The organism is Streptomyces sp. NPDC017520, from assembly GCF_044329855.1.
Taxonomy (GTDB): domain Bacteria; phylum Actinomycetota; class Actinomycetes; order Streptomycetales; family Streptomycetaceae; genus Streptomyces.
In genome coordinates this window covers 20283-38984 of sequence record NZ_JBIRKB010000019.1, presented here as the reverse complement: position 1 = coordinate 38984, position 18702 = coordinate 20283, and the positions used below count along the sequence as shown (strand labels likewise).

Sequence of the window (18702 nt, the reverse complement as noted above, 5' to 3'; positions counted from 1 at the left end):
TCACTGACTGTGGATCTCTTGCGCCACCTGCGTATCTTCGTCGCCGTCGCCGACGAGCTGCACTTCAGCCGGGCCGCCGACCGGCTCGGCATGGCCCAGCCACCCCTCAGCCAGGCGGTCCGCAGGCTGGAGAAGGACCTCGGAGCCGCCCTGTTCGACCGGTCGCAGCGTCAGGTCCGGCTCACCGCCGCCGGCATGGTACTGCTGGACGAGGCCCTCGAACTCCTGGCCCGCGAGGAGCGGTTGCGGACCCTGGCCCGCCGCGCCGGCGACGGCGGCCTGGGCACCCTGCGCGCGGGCGTCCCTCCCGACACCACGGTCTCCACGCTCTCCGCACTGCTCTCGGCCTGCGCGGGGCACTCCCCGGGACTGTCCGTCGATCTGCAGGAGATCACCACCGAGGAACAGCTGCGGCTGCTCGCTTCCGGCGGGCTCGACGTCGGCCTCGTCCACCAGCCCGTGGACGCCACCGAACTCCGCCTCGGCCCGGAGGTGCGCGCGGAGTTCGGTGTCGTGCTTCCCCGCACGTCACCGCTGGCCCGGCTCCCCGAGGTGGCGCTCGCCGAACTGTCCGGCCACGATCTCGTGCTCTTCCCTCGCGCCCAGGCTCCCGGTTGGTACGACCGGATCCTCGATTGCTGTCGTGCCGAGGGCTTCGTGCCCGGCCGGGTCCGGCACGCGTCCAACCCCGAGTTCCTGCTGGCCCTCGTCCACGCGGGCCACGGCGTCGCCTTCGACCAGGGCCCGGTGGCCCGCAAGGAGCCCCGCGTCCTCTGGCGCCCCCTGGCGGGCCGCCCGCTCACCCGACGGACCACCGGCGCCTGGCCCGCCGGCCGTTCCGCCCACCCGGCCGCACCGCACTTCGCGGAGCTCGCGGCCGGTGTGCTGGCACGCGACCGGTCGGCGACGCCGCACCGCGCCGTCGGCCCACGCCCGCCGGACGGGCCGCCCCGCCCATGGTCGGTGGTGTACGACGCGCCGAGCTGACGCGGAGCCGGCCCGCGGCCCCGACGCTGTACGGCGGCCGGCTAAGCGATGTCCTGTTCGCGTTCACGAGCCGCGGCCAGCCGCAACGTACGGTAGCGGTCGAGTGCCCGCGGATCCCCGAGGTGTTCGGCGGCCGCGAGTGCGGCGTCGAGGACTCCGTCCATCCAGAGCCTGGGAATCCCGCGCAGGTGCTCGTCACTCACCGCGAGTCGACGACGAGCCGCGGCGTCGTCCGGTGTCTGCGCGACGACGAGGAAGCACTCCTTGACGAAGTGCCGCCACAGCCCCGCGCGCATCCCCCGCTTGTCGGCGGGCAGACGTCCCGCGTCTCTTCGAGTGTTGTCCACGCGCCCGAAGCGTCGCCTGCCTGTCGTTGCAGTCGGCCGAGCGTGAGCAGGTCGAACGCCGTCGCCTCCGGCGGAGCGTCGCTGACCGCGAGGACCTCTCGCTGTACCGCCACCGCTTCGGTGAGGTAGCCGAGTCGGGCCAGATGAAACTGGAGCGTGTTGAGTGTGCTCTCGGTGCGTGGCTCGCCTGCCGCCCACGCGGTCATGAACAGGCGGGATGCTTCCCGCTCGCCCTGGCCCGCCGCGTGGTGGGCCCATGACCGGAGGCTCTCCTCCGCCGGGTCGGAGGGGAACCGCGCACGTTGTTCGTCGAGCCACCGCTCGACGGCGGCGTCGGTGTGTCGGTCCGACGTGATGTCGTCCAGAATGCGGCCACGGTCGGGGTGGGCGCTCGCGCGCACGGTGTCCAGGGCGGCGGCGATGCCTCCGGTCAGCAGGTGGTAGAGGTGATATCCGAGAGCCGTGTCGAAGCTGATGTTCTTGGCGGACCAGTGCAGCCATATGTCCTCCGACTGCCGGTGCTCGGCGACCAGGAAGCCCGCCAGCGTCAGGTCCGATGCCAGTCCCCAGGGGACGAGCTCCCGGTAGAACGTGGTCTCCTGCTGGAGGAGAAACCGCAGGAGCCCCAGGTCCTGAGGGCGACGATCGTATTGGAGTGCCCACAGAACGCTCCGCCTGGCCGCCTTGCCGCGGTCGATCACCCGGCCTCCGGCGGTGCGGTCCGCGGTGAAGGCCAGATCGGGCCAGGCCCCCGGGCTCCGCCGAGCTCGTTCGAGGTCTTGTCCCGGTGCGCGCAGAAGCCGCTCCCGCTCGTCGGAGAAACCCATCGTTCTTCCCTTCGCTCGATCCTCGGATTCTCTCGGAATCGGCGGCCACGAGCAGCTTCACGAGGGTTCCGTCCGCGGGGCACACGGCCGGTGTCTACCGCCGGGGCTTGTCCGCGAAGACCCAACGGTTGCCCGCCAGCGCGTCGTTCGGCTCGGGCAGCGGGCCGCGTCCGTGCAGCCGGGTGAAGTCGAAGGGGGTGTGGACCGAGGTGGACCAGCCCGTGTCCGTCAGCTTCCCCGCGGAGTCGGGCCGCGGGCTCCTGTCGAACAGGTCCAGCAGGTCGATGCCGATCTGCTGGTGCGTGGCCGTGTAGAGCGGGCTGTCGCGGTACTCCAGCAGATCCCTGTCGAGCTTGACCTCGAAGGCCAGCGCGCTTCCCCCCGCACTCAGCCGGTCCACCGTGTCGACGAGATACGTCTCGGCGGCGGGCGGCAGATAGAACAGGAGGCCCTCGACCAGCCAGACGCTCGGCGCGGCGGGGTCGAAGCCGGCGCCGGGCAGGGCGCCGGCCCAGTCGGCGCGCAGATCCATCGGGACCGGTACGCGTGCCGCCTTCGGGGTGGCCGAAAGACCCCCCAGCACCTGGTGCTTGAACGCCAGGACCTCCGCCCGGTCGATCTCGAAGACCACACAGCCGGGAGGCCAGGCGAGCCGGTACGCACGCGAGTCCAGCCCCGCCCCGAGAAGGACCACCTGGCGGGCGTTCCCCGCGTGCACCGACCGGAGGAGAAAGTCGTCGAGGACCCGTGTCCGCAGCCCGAAGTACCGGGCGAACCGCCCCCACAGCGGGTTCCGGTCCCCGTCCGGGACCTCCCGCGGGTGGACCGGCCAGCCCTTGGATGCCGGGGCCCCGAGCACGAAGTGCTCCGCGAAGACGTCCTGCGCCAGGCTGTCGGGGCGATGTGTCTCGATGGCCCGCGCCGCGGCGACCAGGAGAGCGGTCGCACCGACCCCTCCCGCCACACCCTCCACACCGTCGTTCCGGTGCGCCGTGTCGGCCATGTGCACTCCCTTGGGGTTGTTGGAGACGACGAACAGCGAGCAGAGCGAAGAGAAAGCCGGCGGGAAGCCGCCGGGGTCTCGGGGGAGTCGGCTGCGCGGAGAACGCCTCGTACATCGGTGGCCCTTGCCCCGCCGGAATCCACGTGCTTCCGGAAGGCGCGCTGCGCTACGGAATGAGGACCGGCTTCACCACAAGGCCCGCGTCGCAGTCACGTTCGGCCTCGTTGATGTCGGCCAGCGGGTACGTGCGGATCAGCTGGTCGAAGGGGAACCGCCCGGCCTGCCACAGCCCGGTCAGCCGGGGGATCAGCAGCGCCGGGACCGCGTCCCCCTCGCAGATGTGGGAGATCTTCCGGCCCCGGTCCAGGGCCCCCGGTTCGAGCGGCAGATGGGTGTGCAGCCGTGCCACCAGACCCAGGTGACCGGTCGGGCGCAGCGACCGGAGCGCGTCGTTGATCAACCGGGCGGAACCCGTGGTGTCCAGCGCGTACTGGGCGCCGCCGTCGGTCAGCCGCTGGACGCGGCCGGGAAGGCCGGCCGAGGCGGCGTCCAGCGGGACCGCACGGAACCGCTCGGCCCGGGCCAGTCGTTCCGGGTGCCTGTCGACCGCCACGACGAGGGCCCCGGCGGCGGTGGCCGCCATGACCGCGGCCAGGCCCACCGCCCCGGCGCCGAAGACCGCGACGGTGTCACCGGGGCCGACGCCGAAAGAGTTGATCACCGCCCCGGCGCCGGTGAGGAAGCCGCAGCCGAGCGGGCCGAGCAGTTCGAGGGGGAGGGAGGCGTCGACGGGCACCGCGTTGCGGGCCGGGACCATCGCGTACTCGGCGAACGCTGACTGGCCGAACCACCGGGGCGCCAGCGCCTCCCCGGCCCCGTCGGTGAACCGGGCCGCGCTCTCGGCACGCCCCCCGAAGAGGTTGAGCGCGGCGAACCGGTCGCAGTAGGCGGGGGACCCTCCCAGGCAGCTCCGGCACCGCCCGCAGGAGTCGAAGCTCAGCACCACATGGTCACCGGGGGTCAGGCCGGTGTCCGGGCCACCCGTCTCCACGACCACCCCGGCCCCCTCGTGGCCGAGCACCGCGGGCAGCGGAGAGCGGCCCGCCGAGCGGCGGACGGCGAGATCGGTCCGGCACAGTCCGCAGCCCGCGATGCGGACCAGGATCTCGCCGTCGGCCGGCCCCGCGTCCAGGATCACCTCCTCGACGGCGAACGGGGCCTCGTAACCGCGCAGTACCGCCGCGCCGAACCTCATCGTCAGACCTCCCGGGGACGGTGGACGACGAACGGTCTCAGGTTCCCGTACAGTCCCCACGGCCCGCCCGCGACGCCGACGCCGCTCTCCTTGGCACCGGCGAAGGGCTGGGCGAGGGAGAGCTCGGCGTGGTGGTTGATCCACGCCGTCCCGCACTCCAACCGGTCGGCGACCGCCTCGGCCCGGTCCAGGTCGGTCCCCCAGACCGAGCCGCCGAGTCCGAAGCGGGTGGCGTTGGCCGCCTCCACGGCTTCGTCGAGGCTTCCGTAGGGCAGTACCGGCAGGACCGGACCGAACTGTTCCTCCGTCACCACCGGGCTGTCGGGCCGGACATCGGCCAGGACCGTCGGGGCGTAGAAGTAGCCCGGCCGGTCCAGTCGGTGGCCACCGGCCACAGCCCGGGCCCCGTCCGCCAGGGCCCTGGCCGTGTAGCGCTCCACCCGGGCCAGTTGGGCGGCGTTGTTGAGCGGCCCCAGCTCCGTGGCCCGGTCGAGACCGGCGCCGACGACCACGCTCTTCGCTCGCTCCGCGAGGGCCTCGACCACCCGCGAGTGGAGCCGGGCCGGGGCGTAGACGCGCTTGACCGCCATGCAGACCTGCCCGCAGTTGCGGAACGCCGCCCAGAACAGCCGGTCCGCGATCCGCTCCACGTCCACGTCGTCCAGCAGGACGGCGGCGTCGTTGCCACCCAGCTCCAGGGTGACCCGGGCGAGGCCGGACGCCGCCCCCACCGCGACGGACCGCCCGGCGGTGACCGAACCGGTGAAGGTCACATGGCGGATCCCCGGGTGCGACGCGAGGCAGGCGCCGAGGGGTTCACGCCCGGTGACGACCGTCAGCACGCCCTCGGGGAGGGCGGCGGACAGGACGGATCCGAGCAGCCGGGTGGCCAGCGGCGTGAACGGGGACGGCTTGAGCACCACCGTGTTGCCCGCGGCGAGCGCGGGCGCGAACTTCGCGGAGGCGAGCTGGAGCGGGAAGTTCCACGGGACGATGGCGGCGACGGGCCCCAGCGACCGCCAGCGGACCTCGCTGTGCACCGCCCGGCCGTCGGTGATCGTACGGGGCTCGGGGACGCACTCGGCGAAGTAGCGCAGGCGGGCCGCCGTGCGGGCGACCTCCGCGCACGACTCGGCCAGTGGTTTGCCCTGCTCACGGGTGAGCAGGGGAGCGAGGTCCGCCCCGGCCGCCTCCACGGCGTCGGCCGACGCGAGCAGGGCGGCGGTGCGGCCGGCCGGGTCGGCCCGCCAGCCCGGCCAGGCCTCCCGGGCGCGGCCGACCACCGCGTCCAGCTCCTTCGCCTGCTGGTCGGGGGCCTCGTCGAAAGGCTCGCCCGTCGCCGGGTCGAGGACGGTGAAACGCTCACCGAGGGGTGCGGGACCGGGGCGGTGCGGCTGCGGCTCCACGCCGGCGGTCAGCTCGCGGCCGGGGTGGCCGCGAACTCCCGGGCGTGCCGGTCCATCTCCGCCCGGAAGGCGGCCACCAGCCGCGGCTGGATCCTGCCGGTGTCGCGGTCGCCCCCTTCGCAGACCGCCCCGCGCACGCCCACGATGTCCGTTCCGATACGGGTCAGCGTGGCGAGGTCCGCCGCCTTGACGCTGCCCGCCAGGGCGGCGAGCAGACCGGCCCCGTGGGCCAGCCGCACGAACTCCGCGCAGGCCTCGGGCGGCACGTGGTCGAACAGCCGGGTCCCGTCCTTGATCGCGGTGTCCAGCATGGCCGCGTCGGCTCCTGAGCGGCGGGCGATGTCGGGCAGCGCGAGCGGGTTGACGCAGCCGATCCGGTGGGCGTCCGCGTAGCCCGAGGCGACGACGAACGCGTCGGGCCGGAAGTCCTTCACGGCCCGGACGACCCCCCGCATGACGTCGATGGCCTGGTCGGGCGTCGTGCATCCGTAGAGGCCGACCTTGATGTAGGTGGCTCCGGAGACAGCCGCGCCGAGCGCCGCCTGGGCCACCGTGCCGGGCTTGTACGGCACGTCTCCGACGGTGGCGGACACCGGCTTGTCCGCGGGGACCACTCCGCGGATCTCCCTGATGACCCAGGGGAAGTTCGCGCCGAGTGACCCCTCGTCGGGCTTCTTGACATCGACGATGTCGAGGTGTTCCGCCGCCTTCGCACACGCGAGAGCTTCCTGGACGCCGTCCGGGGAGATGAGAAGCAGCAACGTGGATTCCTTCCACCGCGTGTTCACCCGCCGGACGGCGGGAGCGCGGAGCAGCGGGGATCTGGTGCGGTCGGCTCATCCTCGCGGCGCCGCACGGCACCCGGCAGGGCGCGCGGGATGGCGAAGGGGGCACTGATCCGACGCGCTCACGCCCCCCGCGGCGCGCCGTTCGCCTTCTGTTCCCCCTTGACCGGGCTCGCCGGGAGCGCGTCCCGGAGGGGGGCGGGCACCCGCGAACCGGCGACCCGCCCCGATCTGTCGCGGGCTCCTCCTCTGTAGGGTGACGCCCGTTCACGAACCGATCCTGGAGCTTCCGTGCGTGCGGCCCCTGCGCGAGGCTCACACGCTTCCGGGGTTGCCGTAGTAGGCCCCCGCGCCGTGCTTGCGGGTGAAATGACGGTCCAACAGGTGCTGGGGCGGCCGCACGGCCCCCAGGGAGAGCGTGTGCAGCGCCATCTCCGCGACGGCCTCGCAGATGACGGCGTGCTCCAGTGACGCATGGGCGTCCGCTCCCCAGGTGAAGGGGCCGTGGTGGGCCACGAGTGCGGCGGGCACGGTTTGGGCGCGCTCGTCGTCGCCTTCGAGCAGCTCCACGATGACCTGTCCGGTGTTGAACTCGTAGTCGACCGCGCACTGTTCGGCGCTGAGCGGCTCGGTGACCGGCACCGGGCCGTCGAAGGTGTCCGCGTGCGTGGTGCCGAGCACCGGGATCGGGCGGCGGGCCTGCGCGAAGGCCACGGCGTGCGGGGAGTGGGTGTGGGTGATCCCGCCCGTCGATGGGAAGGCCCGGTACAGGCTCCGGTGCGTCTCGGTGTCCGTCGAGGGGCGCAGGTCCCCCTCGACCACCCGGCCGTCCTCCAGTGAGACGACGACGAGATGGTCCTCGCGGAGCCGGTCGTAGGGCACCCCCGAGGGCTTGATGACGAACACACCGGCCTCCCGGTCCACCCCGCTCACGTTGCCCCAGGTCAGGGTGGCCAGGCCCGACAGGGGGATGCGCAGGTTGGCGGAGAGGACCTCGCCGCGCAGTGACGCGAAGGCGGAGCGGGACATGGAGGGGCCTCCTGGCTGATGTGGGGGAGCGGTCGCTCGGGCGGGACCGTTCACAGGGCGTCGGCCAGCCGGTGGTAGGCCTGGTTCCAGCGGAGCTCCTGAGCGAACCGGCGTACGGTGGTGTCCGAGTCGATGAAGGCGAGCTCCAGGGCGAGCATGTCGGCCAGGTCCTCGAACTCCTCGCGGCCCAGGGCCGTGGTGAGGACCGTGTGGTGCGGAGCGCCGGCGGTCAGCCACGCCTCGGTGGAGGTACGCAGGTCGGGCTCCGGGCGCCAGACCGCGCGGGCCACGGGCAGCAGCGGCAGCGGTTCGGGCGGGCCCACGACGTCGATCCGGTTGGCGACCAGCCGGAAGCGGGATCCCATGTCGGCCAGCCCGACGACGACACCGGGGCCCGGGGCAGCGTCGAACACCAGGCGGACCGGGTCCTCACGGCCGCCGATGCTCAGCGGGTGGACTTCGCAGGAGGGCGTCGCGGTGGTGAGGGACGGGCATACCTCCAGCATGTGGGCCCCCAGGATGAGGCCGCTGTCCGGAGCGAGGTCGTAGGTGTAGTCCTCCATGAATGAGGTGCCCCCCGGCAGCCCGTGCGCCATGGCCTTCGTGGCGCGCAGCAGAGCCGAGGTCTTCCAGTCGCCCTCGCCTCCGAATCCGTATCCGTCGGCCATCAGGCGCTGTACCGCGAGACCGGGCAGCTGCCGGAGCCCGCCCAGGTCTTCGAAGTTGGTGGTGAAGGCGCCGAAGCCCCCTGCGGTGAGGAAACCGCGCAGTCCGGCCTCGATGCGGGCCGCGTACCGCAGGGACTCGTGGCGTTCTTTGCCGGGGCGCAGCTCGGGAGCGAGCGTGTAGCGGTCCGCGTACTCCCGGGTGAGGGCCAGGACGGCGCTGTTCTCCACGGCGTCCACGGCTTCCACCAACTCGTTGACGCCGTAGGTGTTGACGGAGGTGCCGAACCTGAACTGGGCCTCGACCTTGTCCCCTTCGGTGACCGCGACGTCCCGCATGTTGTCCCCGAAGCGGGCGAGGCGCAGCCGCGCGAACTCGGCCCGACCGACGGCGGCACGTGTCCAGGCGGCGATGCGGTCGGCCACGTCGGGCGAGGAGACGTGCCCCGCCACGGTCTTGCGGGCGACACCGAGGCGGGACTGGATGTGGCCGAACTCGCGGTCCCCGTGGGCCGCTTGGTTCAGGTTCATGAAGTCCATGTCGATCGTGGACCAGGGGAGCCCCCGGTTCGCCTGGGTGTGGAGGTGAAGGAGGGGTTTCCGCAGCGAACCGAGGCCGCTGATCCACATCTTGGCGGGGGAGAAGGTGTGCATCCAGGCGATGAGGCCGATGCAGCGGTCGTCCGCCTCGGCGTCCAGGCACATCCGGCGGATCGCGTCCGCCTCCGTCAGCACGGGCTTCCACACGATCCGTGCGGCGGGCCCGGCATCGGCGCCGATCAGCTCGCATATGTGCCGGGACTGGGCGGCCACCTGGGCGAGGGTGTCCTCGCCGTAGAGCGACTGGCTGCCCGTCAGGAACCACACTTCGCTGTCGGTGGGGGCGAGGGGCATGACGGGGTGCTCCTTTGTCGGGTGCGGGTGCGGGTGCGGGTGCGGGTGCGGGGTGCGGTGCTCGGTGCTCGGTGCGCCCTCCACGTCCGGGGACGTGGGGGGTGCGACGGGGTCAGTGCTCCGGCCGGGCGGCCCTGACCCGGTTGCGGAGCCTGCGCAGCCGGTGCAGCAAGAGGTCGGAGCCGGAGCCGAAGTGGTCGTGCAACGCGCGGTATTCGGCGAAGAGAAGGTCGTAGACATCGGCGTTGTCCGGGTCGGGGAGATACGCGTTCCGCTCGACGCTTCCCATCCGGGCGGCGGCCGCGCGGACGTCCGGGTAGGCGCCGGCCGCCACCGCCGCGTGGATGGCGGAACCGAGTGCGGGGCCCTGGTCGGAGACGGCGAGCGACACGGGGCGGCGCAGGACGTCGGCGTAGATCCGCATGAGCAGCGGGTTCTTCTTGAGCCCGCCCGCCGCGATGAACTCCTCCACGGGCACCCCGTGTTCCTCCAGTGCCTCGACGATGACCCGGGTGCCGAAGGCGGTCGCCTCCAGCAGGGCGCGGTAGACGTCCTCGGGGCGGGTGTCGAGCGTGAGACCGACGAGGACTCCGGAGAGGTGGTGGTCGACGAGCGTGGAGCGGTTGCCGTTCATCCAGTCCAGTGCGATCAGGCCGTGGCCTCCGACCGGCTGCCGGTCGCTGAGCCGGGTCAGGTGCTCGTGCAGATCCTCGCCGGCGGCTTCGGCGGCGGCGCGGTAGTCGTCGGGGACGCCCTGGCGCAGCCACCAGGCGAAGATGTCGCCCACCCCGCTCTGCCCCGCCTCGTAGCCGTACGCGCCCGCGACGATGCCTCCGTCGACCACCCCGCAGATTCCAGGGACGTCGGCCAGGTCCTCGCTGTTGACGACGTGACAGGTGGAGGTGCCCATGATGGCGAGCAGGTGGCCGTTCTCCACCGCCCCGGCGGCGGGCGCCGTGACGTGGGCGTCGACGTTGCCCACCGCGACCGGTGTGCCCGGTCTGAGTCCCGTGAGGGCCGCCGCTCCGGGAGTCAGCGTGCCGGCGCGGGAACCGAGGGGGAGCAGCGGGTGTTCGAGGCGGGTGACGGGGAAGTCCGCGAAGTCCGGGTGGAGTCCGGCGAGATACGCGGGCGAGGGGTAGGCGCCGTCCTGGTGGATGCCCTTGTAGCCCGCGGTGCAGGAGTTGCGCGACTCGGCGCCGGTCAGCTGCCAGACGATCCAGTCGGCCGCCTCGATCCAGCGGGCGCAGGCGGCGTACACCCGCGGATCCTCCTCCAGCACCTGGAGCGCCTTCGCGTACTGCCACTCCGCGGAGATCCGGCCGCCGTACCGTCCGATCCAGGGCTCGCGGCGCTGGTGCGCCAGGGCGTTGATGCGGTCGGCCTGGTCCTGGGCGGCGTGGTGCTTCCAGAGCTTCGGCCACGCGTGGGGGTGGTCCGCCCAGGCCGGCTGCTCGGCCAGCGGGACGCCGTCCGCCGTCGTCGGCAGCACCGTGCAGGAGGTGAAGGCGGTACCGATGGCGATGACCCGGGCGGGGTCGACACCGGCCGCCGCGAGCGCGTCCGGCACGGCGGTGCGGAGCGCCTCCCGCCAGTCACGCGGGTCCTGGAGGGCCCAGTCCGGGGGCAACGGGGCGTCCGAGCCCGGCAGGCTCCGGTCGATGACGCCGTTGCGGTAGGTGTGCACGGCGGATCCCAGTTCCGCGCCGTCGCGGACACGGACCACGACGGCACGTGCGGAGAGCGTGCCGAAGTCGACTCCGACGGTGCAGGCGCCGGGGGCGTGGCCGAGTGGGCTGCCGGGGGGATCGGGCTGAGGGGTCACGAGCGAGACTCTCTGCTGCGGGAGTGGGTGCGGGGAGCGTCACCGCCCCTGATTGTTAGCGCTAACAATCGGTTTGGGCAAGAGGGCGGGCCTCTCGCGCGCCGCGGGGCGCCTCGCCCCCGGTGTGCTGCCCGGCCTCCGGCCGTCCGGCCGGGCGCCGCCGACGGGCCCGCCCGGACACCGTGCAGGGGCTGGGTCCGCCGGGTGCCGGCCAGGGGTCGCGTCCCGGGGCGGTGCCGGCGCGGACGTCGTCCTGCCGCCGGGTGCCGTCGTCGGGGCGGCTCAGGCGTCGTCCTGCGACCGGGTGCTCGCCCGGACGATCAGCTGCGGCTCCACCACGATGTGCTCCACGCCGGCGGCGGTGCCCTCGATGTGCTCCAGCAGCAACTGGATGCTCCTGCGGCCGATGGCGGTGAAGTCCTGGCGCACGGTGGTCAGCGGGGGAGGGAAGAACCCCGCCTCGGGGATGTCGTCGAAGCCCGCGACGGCCACCTGCCGCGGGGTGCGGATGCCCGCCTCCCGGAGCGCGCGCAGGACCCCCAGCGCCATCTGGTCATTGGCGACGAAGGCCGCCGTCACCGGGGTCGAGCCGCGCCGGGCCAGGGTCAGCCCCGCCAGTTCCTGCCCCGCGTGGTAGCCGGACAGGGGGCTCCAGTCGCCCCGCAGCACGCGGGGCGGGCGGATCCCGTGCTCCTCCAGGACGGCGCGCCAGCCCTCGGTGCGCGCGGCGCTCTCCAGCCAGTCCTCGGGGCCGGCCACGTGCCAGACGGTCTCGTGGCCGGTGGCGAGGAGGTGCTCGGTGACGAGGCGGGCGCCCAGCTCCTGGTCGAGGGAGACGCCGGGGATGTCGAGCCCGTGGCTTCCCTCCACCGTGACGACGGGAAAGGGCGGCGTGAGCCGCGCCAGCGCGCGCACGCTGGAACGCTGGGGGGTGATGGCGACGGCACCCTCGACACCCCAGGCCGCCAGGTGGTCGAGCGCGTCCTCCAGGGCGTGGCCGCCGCCGCTGCGCAGGGTGACGGTCGAGACCAGGTAGCCCTCGTCGCGGGCGGCCTCCTGGAGACCCGCCAACGTGCTCGCCGGACCGTAGAGCGTCGGGTCCACCGCGATCACGCCGAGCGTCCGCGAACGCCGGGTGACCAGCGCGCGGGCCGCGGAGTTGCGGCGGTAGCCGAGCCGCTCGATCGCGGCCGTCACCTGCTCCCGGGTGGTGGCCCGGACGTTGGGGTGGCCGCTGAGCACGCGGGAGACGGTCTGGTGCGAGACCCCCGCCTCCCGGGCGACGTCCGCCATCGTCGGTGGGCGGAGGGCCTCCATGGGGCGGGTCATGCCTTGCTTCCTCCGGACGACGGCCGCGGCCCGGCCGCGGGACGCTCCGCGAGGGCGACGGGCCCACCTCGAATTCGAGAAACAGCTTAACGCCTCTTGCCCCCGACATGTGTGAGCGCTAACAATCCAGTGTCCGGTGGGCTGCTCCCCTGTCGACGGCGCCCGCGCCGTGGCGGAGGAGCGCCCGCCTGCCGTCGCCCCGAAGCTGCCCTCACGCTGTCCCGGCGCCGCCCCGACGCCACTCCAACGACGGGAATGCCAGGTAACAATCATGACGAATCGACGAGCCGCTCCATCGATCCTCGCCGCCACGGCCGCCTGTGCCCTGCTGCTGTCCGCCTGCGGTCAGAACAGCGAGGGCGGAAGCCGCGAGAAGTCCGGCGAGGGTGCCAGGACCATCGGCATCGCGATGCCCACCAAGTCGTCCGAGCGCTGGATAGCAGACGGCCGGAACATGACGACGAGCCTCAAGGAGGCCGGCTTCCGCACCACCCTCCAGTACGGCGAGGACGACCCCGACCAGCAGGTCTCCCAGATCGAGAACATGATCACCCAGGGGGTGGACGCTCTCGTCATCGCCGCGATCAACGGAGAGGCCCTCTCCAACGTCCTCCAGCAGGCCGCCGACGCCGACATCCCCGTCATCTCCTACGACCGGCTGATCCTCGGTTCCCCCCACGTCGACTACTACGCCTCCTTCGACAACGAGAAGGTCGGGGAGCTCCAGGCGGACTACATCGTCGACAAGCTCGCCCTGAAGGAGCAGTCGGACAAGGGCCCCTTCAACATCGAGCTGTTCGCGGGGTCGAACGACGACAACAACACCAAGTACTTCTTCAACGGCGCCATGAAGGTGCTCAAGCCCTACATCGACGACAAGCGCCTCGTCGTCCGCTCCGGGCAGACCCGCCTCAACCAGGTCACCACGCTGCGCTGGGACGGCGGCACCGCCCAGAAGCGGATGGACGACCTCCTCACCTCCTCGTACTCCGCCGCACGGGTCGACGCGGTTCTCTCGCCGTACGACGGCATCTCCATCGGCATCCTGTCGGCCCTCAAGTCCGACGACTACGGCAGCGCCGCCAAGCCCCTGCCGGTGGTCACCGGGCAGGACGCGGAGGCCGCGTCGGTGAAGTCGATCATCGCGGGCGAGCAGACCCAGACGGTCTACAAGGACACCCGCGCACTCGCCCAGGTGGCATCCGACATGGTCGGAGCGGTCCTGGACGGGAAGAAGCCCGAGACCAACGACACCACGACGTACGACAACGGCGAGAAGGTCGTCCCGGCCCACCTGCTGCCGCCCGTCAGTGTGGACAAGAGCAACTACCGCGCCGTGCTGGTGGAGTCCGGCTACCTGAAGGCCGAGGACCTGCGGTGACGACGGAGGCCCCGGCGCCCGGCGGAGCACCGGGAGAGGGCGCGGTCGACGACCTCGTGCTCGACATGCGGTCCATCAGCAAGACGTTCCCCGGCGTGAAGGCGCTGAGCGAGGTGAACCTGCGCGTCGGACGCGGCGAGGTCCACGCGCTGTGCGGTGAGAACGGGGCGGGCAAGTCCACGCTGATGAAGGTCCTCTCCGGCGTCCATCCGCACGGCAGTTACGCGGGCGAGATCCGCTACGAGGGCGAGGAGTGCCGGTTCCGCGACATTCGCGCCAGCGAGCGGCGCGGCATCGTGATCATCCATCAGGAACTGGCCCTGGTGCCCCAGCTCTCGATCGCCGAGAACATCTTCCTGGGCCACGAGTCCGCCCGGCGCGGCGTCATCGCCTGGCCGAAGACGCTGCGCCGGGCCGCCGAACTCCTGCGCAGGGTCGGGCTGGACGAGCATCCGCAGACGAGGGTCGCCGACCTCGGCGTGAGCAAGCAGCAGCTCGTCGAGATCGCCAAGGCGCTGGCCAAGGACGTCGGACTGTTGATCCTCGACGAGCCGACCGCCGCGCTGAATGACGAGGACAGCAGTCAACTGCTGGATTTGATACGTGAGTTGAAGAGTCAGGGCATCACCTCGATCATCATCTCGCACAAGCTCAACGAGATCGCGAGGGTCGCCGACTCCGTCACCGTCCTCCGCGACGGCCGCACTGTGGAGACCCTCGACCTCGCCGCTCCGGAGACCACGGAGGAGCGCATCATCCGCTCCATGGTGGGCCGCAGCCTCGACAACCGGTTCCCCGGCCGAACCCCCCGCACGGGGCCGCCCGCTCCCGCACCGGCCCTGGAGATCCGCGACTGGACCGTGGGCCACCCCGTCGACCACCAGCGGAAGGTGGTCGACGGGGTGTCGCTACGGGTGGAGCGCGGCGAGATCGTGGGCATCGCCGGGCTGATGGGCGCGGGCCGCACCGAACTCGCCATGAGCGTCTTCGGCCGTTCGTACGGCAGATACCTCTCCGGAACGGTGCTCCGCGACGGGGCCGAGGCCCGGACCCGTACCGTGCCGGAGGCCGTCGAGGCGGGCATCGCCTATGTGACGGAGGACCGCAAGCACTACGGCCTGAACCTCCAGGACTCCGTCAGCAGGAACATCTCCCTCGCCTCGCTGCCCCGGCTGGCCCGGCGCGGGGTGGTCGACAGCCACCGGGAACGCGTCCTCGCCGAGGGCTTCCGCCGCACCATGAACATCCGGACCCGCCATCTCCAGGAACAGGTGGGGCGGCTGTCCGGCGGCAACCAGCAGAAGGTCGTCCTGGCCAAGTGGATCCTCGCGGGACCCGAGGTCCTCATCCTGGACGAACCGACCCGAGGCGTCGACGTCGGCGCCAAGTACGAGATCTACACGGTGATCGACCGGCTCGCCGCCGAAGGCAGAGCGGTCCTGATGATCTCGTCCGAACTGCCCGAACTCCTGGGCATGTGCGACCGCGTCTACACCATGGCCGCCGGCCGGGTCACCGGCGAGAGCTCCCGCGCCGAAGCCGACCAGGAACTGCTCATGCGCTACATGACGCACGACACCGCCGTCCCCGCGCCCCGGCACCCCGCACCCCACGAAGGACTCCCCGATGAGCACTGACCTCGGCCCGACCCCTCCGGCCGCCACCGACGGCGGGCAGCGACGGGCCGCCCCGCCGGCGGTGGGGCGCCTGCTGGTGGACAGCGTCCGGCGCAACAGCCGGCAGTACGGGATGCTGTTCGCGCTGGGACTCATCGTGCTGCTCTTCCAGATATGGACGGGTGGCGACCTGCTCCTGCCGCGCAACGTCTCCAACCTCGTCCTGCAGAACAGTTACATCCTCATTCTCGCCATCGGCATGATGATCGTCATCATCTCCGGCCACATCGACCTCTCCGTGGGATCACTGACGGCCCTGGTCGGCGCGGTCGCGGCGGTGCTGATGGTGGAACACCACCTCTCCTGGCCGCTCGCCGTGGTGGTGACCCTGCTCATCGGCGCGGCCGCGGGGGCGGTCCAGGGCTTCTTCATCGCATACGTCGGCATACCGTCGTTCATCGTCACCCTGGCCGGCATGCTGCTGTTCCGGGGACTGACCGAGATCTTCCTGCGGGGGCAGACCCTGGGCCCCTTCCCCGAAGGGCTGCAGAAGGTGGCGAACGGCTTCCTGCCGGAGGTCGGCCCCGTCACCAACTACCACAACCTGACCCTCCTGCTCGGTCTCGGCGTGATCGCCCTGGTGGTCAACCAGGAGATCCGCAACCGGAGCCGGCAGGCGGAATTCGACCTGGCACCCCTGCCGAAGAACCTGTTCGTCCTGAAACTCGTGGCCCTGGTCGCGGCCATCACAGCCACCACACTCCTGCTCGCCAGCTACAAGGGCGCCCCCGTCGTCCTGCTGGTCCTCGCCGTTCTGCTGGTCTGCTTCGGCTATGTGATGCGCAACGTGGTGGTGGGGCGGCACGTCTACGCCATCGGCGGCAACCTCCCCGCGGCCAAGCTGTCGGGCGTCAAGGACCGCAAGGTGACCTTCGCGGTCTTCCTGAACATGGGGATGCTGGCTGCCCTGGCCGGGCTGGTGTTCGCGGCGCGCTTCAACGCGGCCTCGCCCAAGGCGGGCATCAACTTCGAGCTGGAGGCCATCGCCGCGGCCTTCATCGGAGGAGCCTCGATGAGCGGCGGCGTCGGAACGGTGCTCGGCGCCGTCATCGGCGGCCTGGTCCTCGGCGTGCTCAACAACGGGATGAACCTGGTCGGCATCGGCACCGACTGGCAGCAGGTCATCAAGGGCCTGGCGCTCCTCGCCGCGGTCGGCTTCGACGTCTGGAACAAGCGCAGGGCGGGCTCCTGAGCCCCCGCGGCCGCCTCGCCCGGCCCGAGCGGGGCCGTCAGGGGCCCCCGGGGCATCGGTGGGCCATACGCCGACCGACCCGCTTGATCGTCCTCGGGCCGGGTAGCGAAGCGGTATGACCACTGACGAAGCAGCCACCGCTCCCGGCGGATACGTGCGGCCGGAACTCGACGTCCGGGCGCTGACCGAGGTGCTCGACGGCGAGTACGCCGAGGTCCGCGACCTGGTCCGGGCCAACCTGGTGACGCACGCCCCGGTTCTCGACGAGGCCGACGAGCTCGACATCGACGCCTTCCGCGAGCGGGTGCGCGAACGTGTCGTCGAGATGGCGGCCACGGGCCAGACCGGCATGGGGTTCCCGAAGAGGTACGGCGGCGGCGGCGACGTCGGGGCCTCCGTCGCCGCGTTCGAGACGCTCGCCTTCGGCGACCTGTCGGTCCTGGTGAAGGTCGGCGTGCAGTTCGGTCTCTTCGGGGGAGCGATCCTGCACCTGGGCACCGAACGCCACCACGACGCCTACCTGCCCGACCTGATCACCGGGAAGCTGATGGGCTGCTTCGCGATGACCGAGACCGGACACGGCTCCAACGTGCAGGCGCTCGGCACCGTCGCACGGTACGACGTCGACGGCCGGGAGTTCGTCATCACCACCGAGGGCGACCAGGGGCGCAAGGATTACATCGGCAACGCGGCCCGCCACGGCGAACTGGCCGTCGTCTTCGCCCAGCTGGAGGTGGGCGGGACCGCCGAGGGCGTGCACGCGTTCGTCGTGCCCATCCGGACCGGCGGCGAGGTGGCGCCCGGAGTCCGCATCGAGGACGACGGCCGAAAGATGGGCCTCAACGGCGTGGACAACGGGCGCATCCGGTTCGACGGTGTGCGGGTGCCCCGGGAAGCGCTGCTCAACCGCTTCGCCGACGTCACCCCGGAAGGCGTCTACCGGAGCGCGATCGACAACCCCGACCGCCGCTTCTTCACCATGCTCGGCACCCTGGTGCAGGGCCGGGTCAGCGTCGGCGGCGCGGGAGTCTCCACCGCCAAGGTCGCCCTCGCGATCGCCACGAAGTACGCGTTGCGGCGCAGACAGTTCTCGGCCGGCTCCCGGGAATCCCGTGGGGAGGAGCAACTGCTCCTCGACTACGGACTGCACCAGCGTCGCCTGCTGCCGCTCATCGCGCGTACCTACGCGCTGCACTTCGCGCAGGACGTCGTCCGCACACAGCTGCACGAGGTCTTCTCCGGCATCGAGGACGACCCGGGTGCGCGGCGCCGGCTGGAGTCACGGGCCGCGGGGACCAAGGCGCTCGGCACCTGGCACGCCACACGGGTGATCCAGGAGTGCCGCGAGGCCTGCGGTGGCGCCGGCTATCTCAGCGTGAACCGGTTCGCCGCCCTGAAGGGCGACAGCGACGTCTTCACCACCTTCGAGGGCGACAACCACGTTCTGCTGCAACTCGTCGCCAAGGGCCTGCTCACCGACCACGCGAGCGAGTTCGAGGACCTGGACCAGCTCGGCATGGTCCGCTACGTCACCAGCCTCGCCGTCGAGACGGTCATCGAGAAGACGTCAGCCCACAAACTGCTCGAACGGGTGCGCGACCTGCTGCCCGGGGGAGACGAGTGGGACCAGGAGGCGGGACTGCTCGACTCGGAGTACCAGCTCGCCATGGTCCGCTACCGCGAGGAGCACATGCTCGCCGGGGCGGCCCGCAGGCTCAAGCGAGGCATCGACCAGAAGCGCGACCCCGGCACCGTCTTCTCACAGGTGCAGGACCACGTCATCGCCGTCGCCCGCGCACACGTGGAGCGGCTGGTGCTGGAGGCGTTCGTCGACAAGGTGCGCGCGCTGCCCGAGAGCGGCAACAAGGTCGCGCTGGGCCTGCTGTGCGACCTGTTCGCCCTGTCGACGATCGAGGCGGACCGGGCGTGGTTCATGGAGCACGGCCGGCTGACCGTCCAGCGTTCCAAGGCGATCACCCGTGAGGTGAACGACCTCTGCCGCAAGGTCCGGCCCCTGGCGGGTGGCCTCGTCGAGGCCTGGGGCATCCCGGCCGAGCTGCTGCGCGCCCCGGACCTGGTGGGGTGACCCGGGGCGCCCCGG

General features: G+C 71.9%; 15 protein-coding genes. 5 read left to right on the top strand and 10 right to left on the bottom strand.

The features are described from left to right. Positions 1 to 18: 18 nt before the first annotated feature. On the top strand, positions 19 to 987 hold the full coding sequence (locus ACH4KB_RS32220) for a LysR family transcriptional regulator (protein ID WP_398069763.1): 969 nt from the start codon (positions 19 to 21) through the stop codon (positions 985 to 987). Between the two features lie 41 nt (positions 988 to 1028). Here the strand turns inward: ACH4KB_RS32220 and ACH4KB_RS32215 are convergent, their stop codons facing one another. The 10 genes from ACH4KB_RS32215 to ACH4KB_RS32170 form a co-directional block, all read right to left on the bottom strand. Beyond that, positions 1029 to 1190, bottom strand: a complete 162-nt coding sequence (locus ACH4KB_RS32215) for a hypothetical protein (RefSeq protein ID WP_398069664.1) — start codon at positions 1188 to 1190, stop codon at positions 1029 to 1031. Continuing rightward, positions 1187 to 2161, bottom strand: a complete 975-nt coding sequence (locus ACH4KB_RS32210; protein ID WP_398069662.1) for a hypothetical protein — start codon at positions 2159 to 2161, stop codon at positions 1187 to 1189. Before ACH4KB_RS32210 ends, ACH4KB_RS32215 begins: the two co-directional genes overlap by 4 nt. Positions 2162 to 2255: 94 nt before the next feature. Continuing rightward, on the bottom strand, positions 2256 to 3164 hold the full coding sequence (locus tag ACH4KB_RS32205) for a class I SAM-dependent methyltransferase (RefSeq protein ID WP_398069660.1): 909 nt from the start codon (positions 3162 to 3164) through the stop codon (positions 2256 to 2258). 166 nt (positions 3165 to 3330) lie between these two features. Further along, on the bottom strand, positions 3331 to 4419 hold the full coding sequence (locus tag ACH4KB_RS32200) for an NAD(P)-dependent alcohol dehydrogenase (RefSeq protein ID WP_398069659.1): 1089 nt from the start codon (positions 4417 to 4419) through the stop codon (positions 3331 to 3333). Positions 4420 to 4421: 2 nt separating this feature from the next. After that, on the bottom strand, positions 4422 to 5825 hold the full coding sequence (locus tag ACH4KB_RS32195; RefSeq protein ID WP_398069657.1) for an aldehyde dehydrogenase family protein: 1404 nt from the start codon (positions 5823 to 5825) through the stop codon (positions 4422 to 4424). An 8-nt stretch (positions 5826 to 5833) separates the two neighbouring features. Next, positions 5834 to 6586 (bottom strand): (5-formylfuran-3-yl)methyl phosphate synthase, encoded by a 753-nt coding sequence (locus ACH4KB_RS32190; protein ID WP_398069655.1) that lies wholly within the window; start codon positions 6584 to 6586, stop codon positions 5834 to 5836. A gap of 339 nt (positions 6587 to 6925) precedes the next feature. Next, a complete protein-coding gene (araD, locus tag ACH4KB_RS32185) occupies positions 6926 to 7639 on the bottom strand; it encodes an L-ribulose-5-phosphate 4-epimerase AraD (RefSeq protein ID WP_398069653.1) in 714 nt (237 codons plus the stop codon). A 50-nt stretch (positions 7640 to 7689) separates the two neighbouring features. Then, entirely contained in the window at positions 7690 to 9198 is a 1509-nt protein-coding gene (gene araA, locus ACH4KB_RS32180; protein WP_398069651.1) for an L-arabinose isomerase, read from the bottom strand. Between the two features lie 112 nt (positions 9199 to 9310). Further along, the gene (gene araB / locus ACH4KB_RS32175) at positions 9311 to 11023 is read right to left on the bottom strand and encodes a ribulokinase (RefSeq protein ID WP_398069649.1); all 1713 of its coding nucleotides are present in this window, start codon (positions 11021 to 11023) and stop codon (positions 9311 to 9313) included. A 282-nt stretch (positions 11024 to 11305) separates the two neighbouring features. Beyond that, a complete protein-coding gene (locus ACH4KB_RS32170) occupies positions 11306 to 12352 on the bottom strand; it encodes a LacI family DNA-binding transcriptional regulator (RefSeq protein ID WP_398069647.1) in 1047 nt (348 codons plus the stop codon). Positions 12353 to 12623: 271 nt separating this feature from the next. On the opposite strand from ACH4KB_RS32170, the gene chvE reads away from it, so the two are divergent. The 4 genes from chvE to ACH4KB_RS32150 all read left to right on the top strand — a co-directional run bounded on the left by chvE (position 12624) and on the right by ACH4KB_RS32150 (position 18687). Next, positions 12624 to 13733, top strand: a complete 1110-nt coding sequence (chvE, locus tag ACH4KB_RS32165) for a multiple monosaccharide ABC transporter substrate-binding protein (RefSeq protein WP_398069645.1) — start codon at positions 12624 to 12626, stop codon at positions 13731 to 13733. Next, the gene (gene mmsA, locus ACH4KB_RS32160; protein WP_398069643.1) at positions 13730 to 15370 is read left to right on the top strand and encodes a multiple monosaccharide ABC transporter ATP-binding protein; all 1641 of its coding nucleotides are present in this window, start codon (positions 13730 to 13732) and stop codon (positions 15368 to 15370) included. The genes chvE and mmsA overlap by 4 nt, the downstream gene beginning before the upstream one ends. Next, complete coding sequence (gene mmsB, locus ACH4KB_RS32155) at positions 15360 to 16601, top strand: multiple monosaccharide ABC transporter permease (protein WP_398069641.1); 1242 nt, start codon at positions 15360 to 15362, stop codon at positions 16599 to 16601. The genes mmsA and mmsB overlap by 11 nt, the downstream gene beginning before the upstream one ends. A gap of 115 nt (positions 16602 to 16716) precedes the next feature. After that, positions 16717 to 18687 (top strand): acyl-CoA dehydrogenase family protein, encoded by a 1971-nt coding sequence (locus tag ACH4KB_RS32150; RefSeq protein ID WP_398069639.1) that lies wholly within the window; start codon positions 16717 to 16719, stop codon positions 18685 to 18687. Positions 18688 to 18702: the final 15 nt, after the last annotated feature.

Bases quoted from the DNA above. Each gene is read 5' to 3' on its own strand.
- ACH4KB_RS32210 (WP_398069662.1), bottom strand. From the start codon at position 2,161: ATGGGTTTCTCCGACGAGCGGGAGCGGCTTCTGCGCGCACCGGGACAA.
- ACH4KB_RS32205 (WP_398069660.1), bottom strand. From the start codon at position 3,164: ATGGCCGACACGGCGCACCGGAACGACGGTGTGGAGGGTGTGGCGGGA.
- ACH4KB_RS32200 (WP_398069659.1), bottom strand. From the start codon at position 4,419: ATGAGGTTCGGCGCGGCGGTACTGCGCGGTTACGAGGCCCCGTTCGCC.
- araD (WP_398069653.1), bottom strand. From the start codon at position 7,639: ATGTCCCGCTCCGCCTTCGCGTCACTGCGCGGCGAGGTCCTCTCCGCC.
- araA (WP_398069651.1), bottom strand. From the start codon at position 9,198: ATGCCCCTCGCCCCCACCGACAGCGAAGTGTGGTTCCTGACGGGCAGC.
- ACH4KB_RS32170 (WP_398069647.1), bottom strand. From the start codon at position 12,352: ATGACCCGCCCCATGGAGGCCCTCCGCCCACCGACGATGGCGGACGTC.
- chvE (WP_398069645.1), top strand. From the start codon at position 12,624: ATGACGAATCGACGAGCCGCTCCATCGATCCTCGCCGCCACGGCCGCC.
- mmsB (WP_398069641.1), top strand. From the start codon at position 15,360: ATGAGCACTGACCTCGGCCCGACCCCTCCGGCCGCCACCGACGGCGGG.
- ACH4KB_RS32150 (WP_398069639.1), top strand. From the start codon at position 16,717: ATGACCACTGACGAAGCAGCCACCGCTCCCGGCGGATACGTGCGGCCG.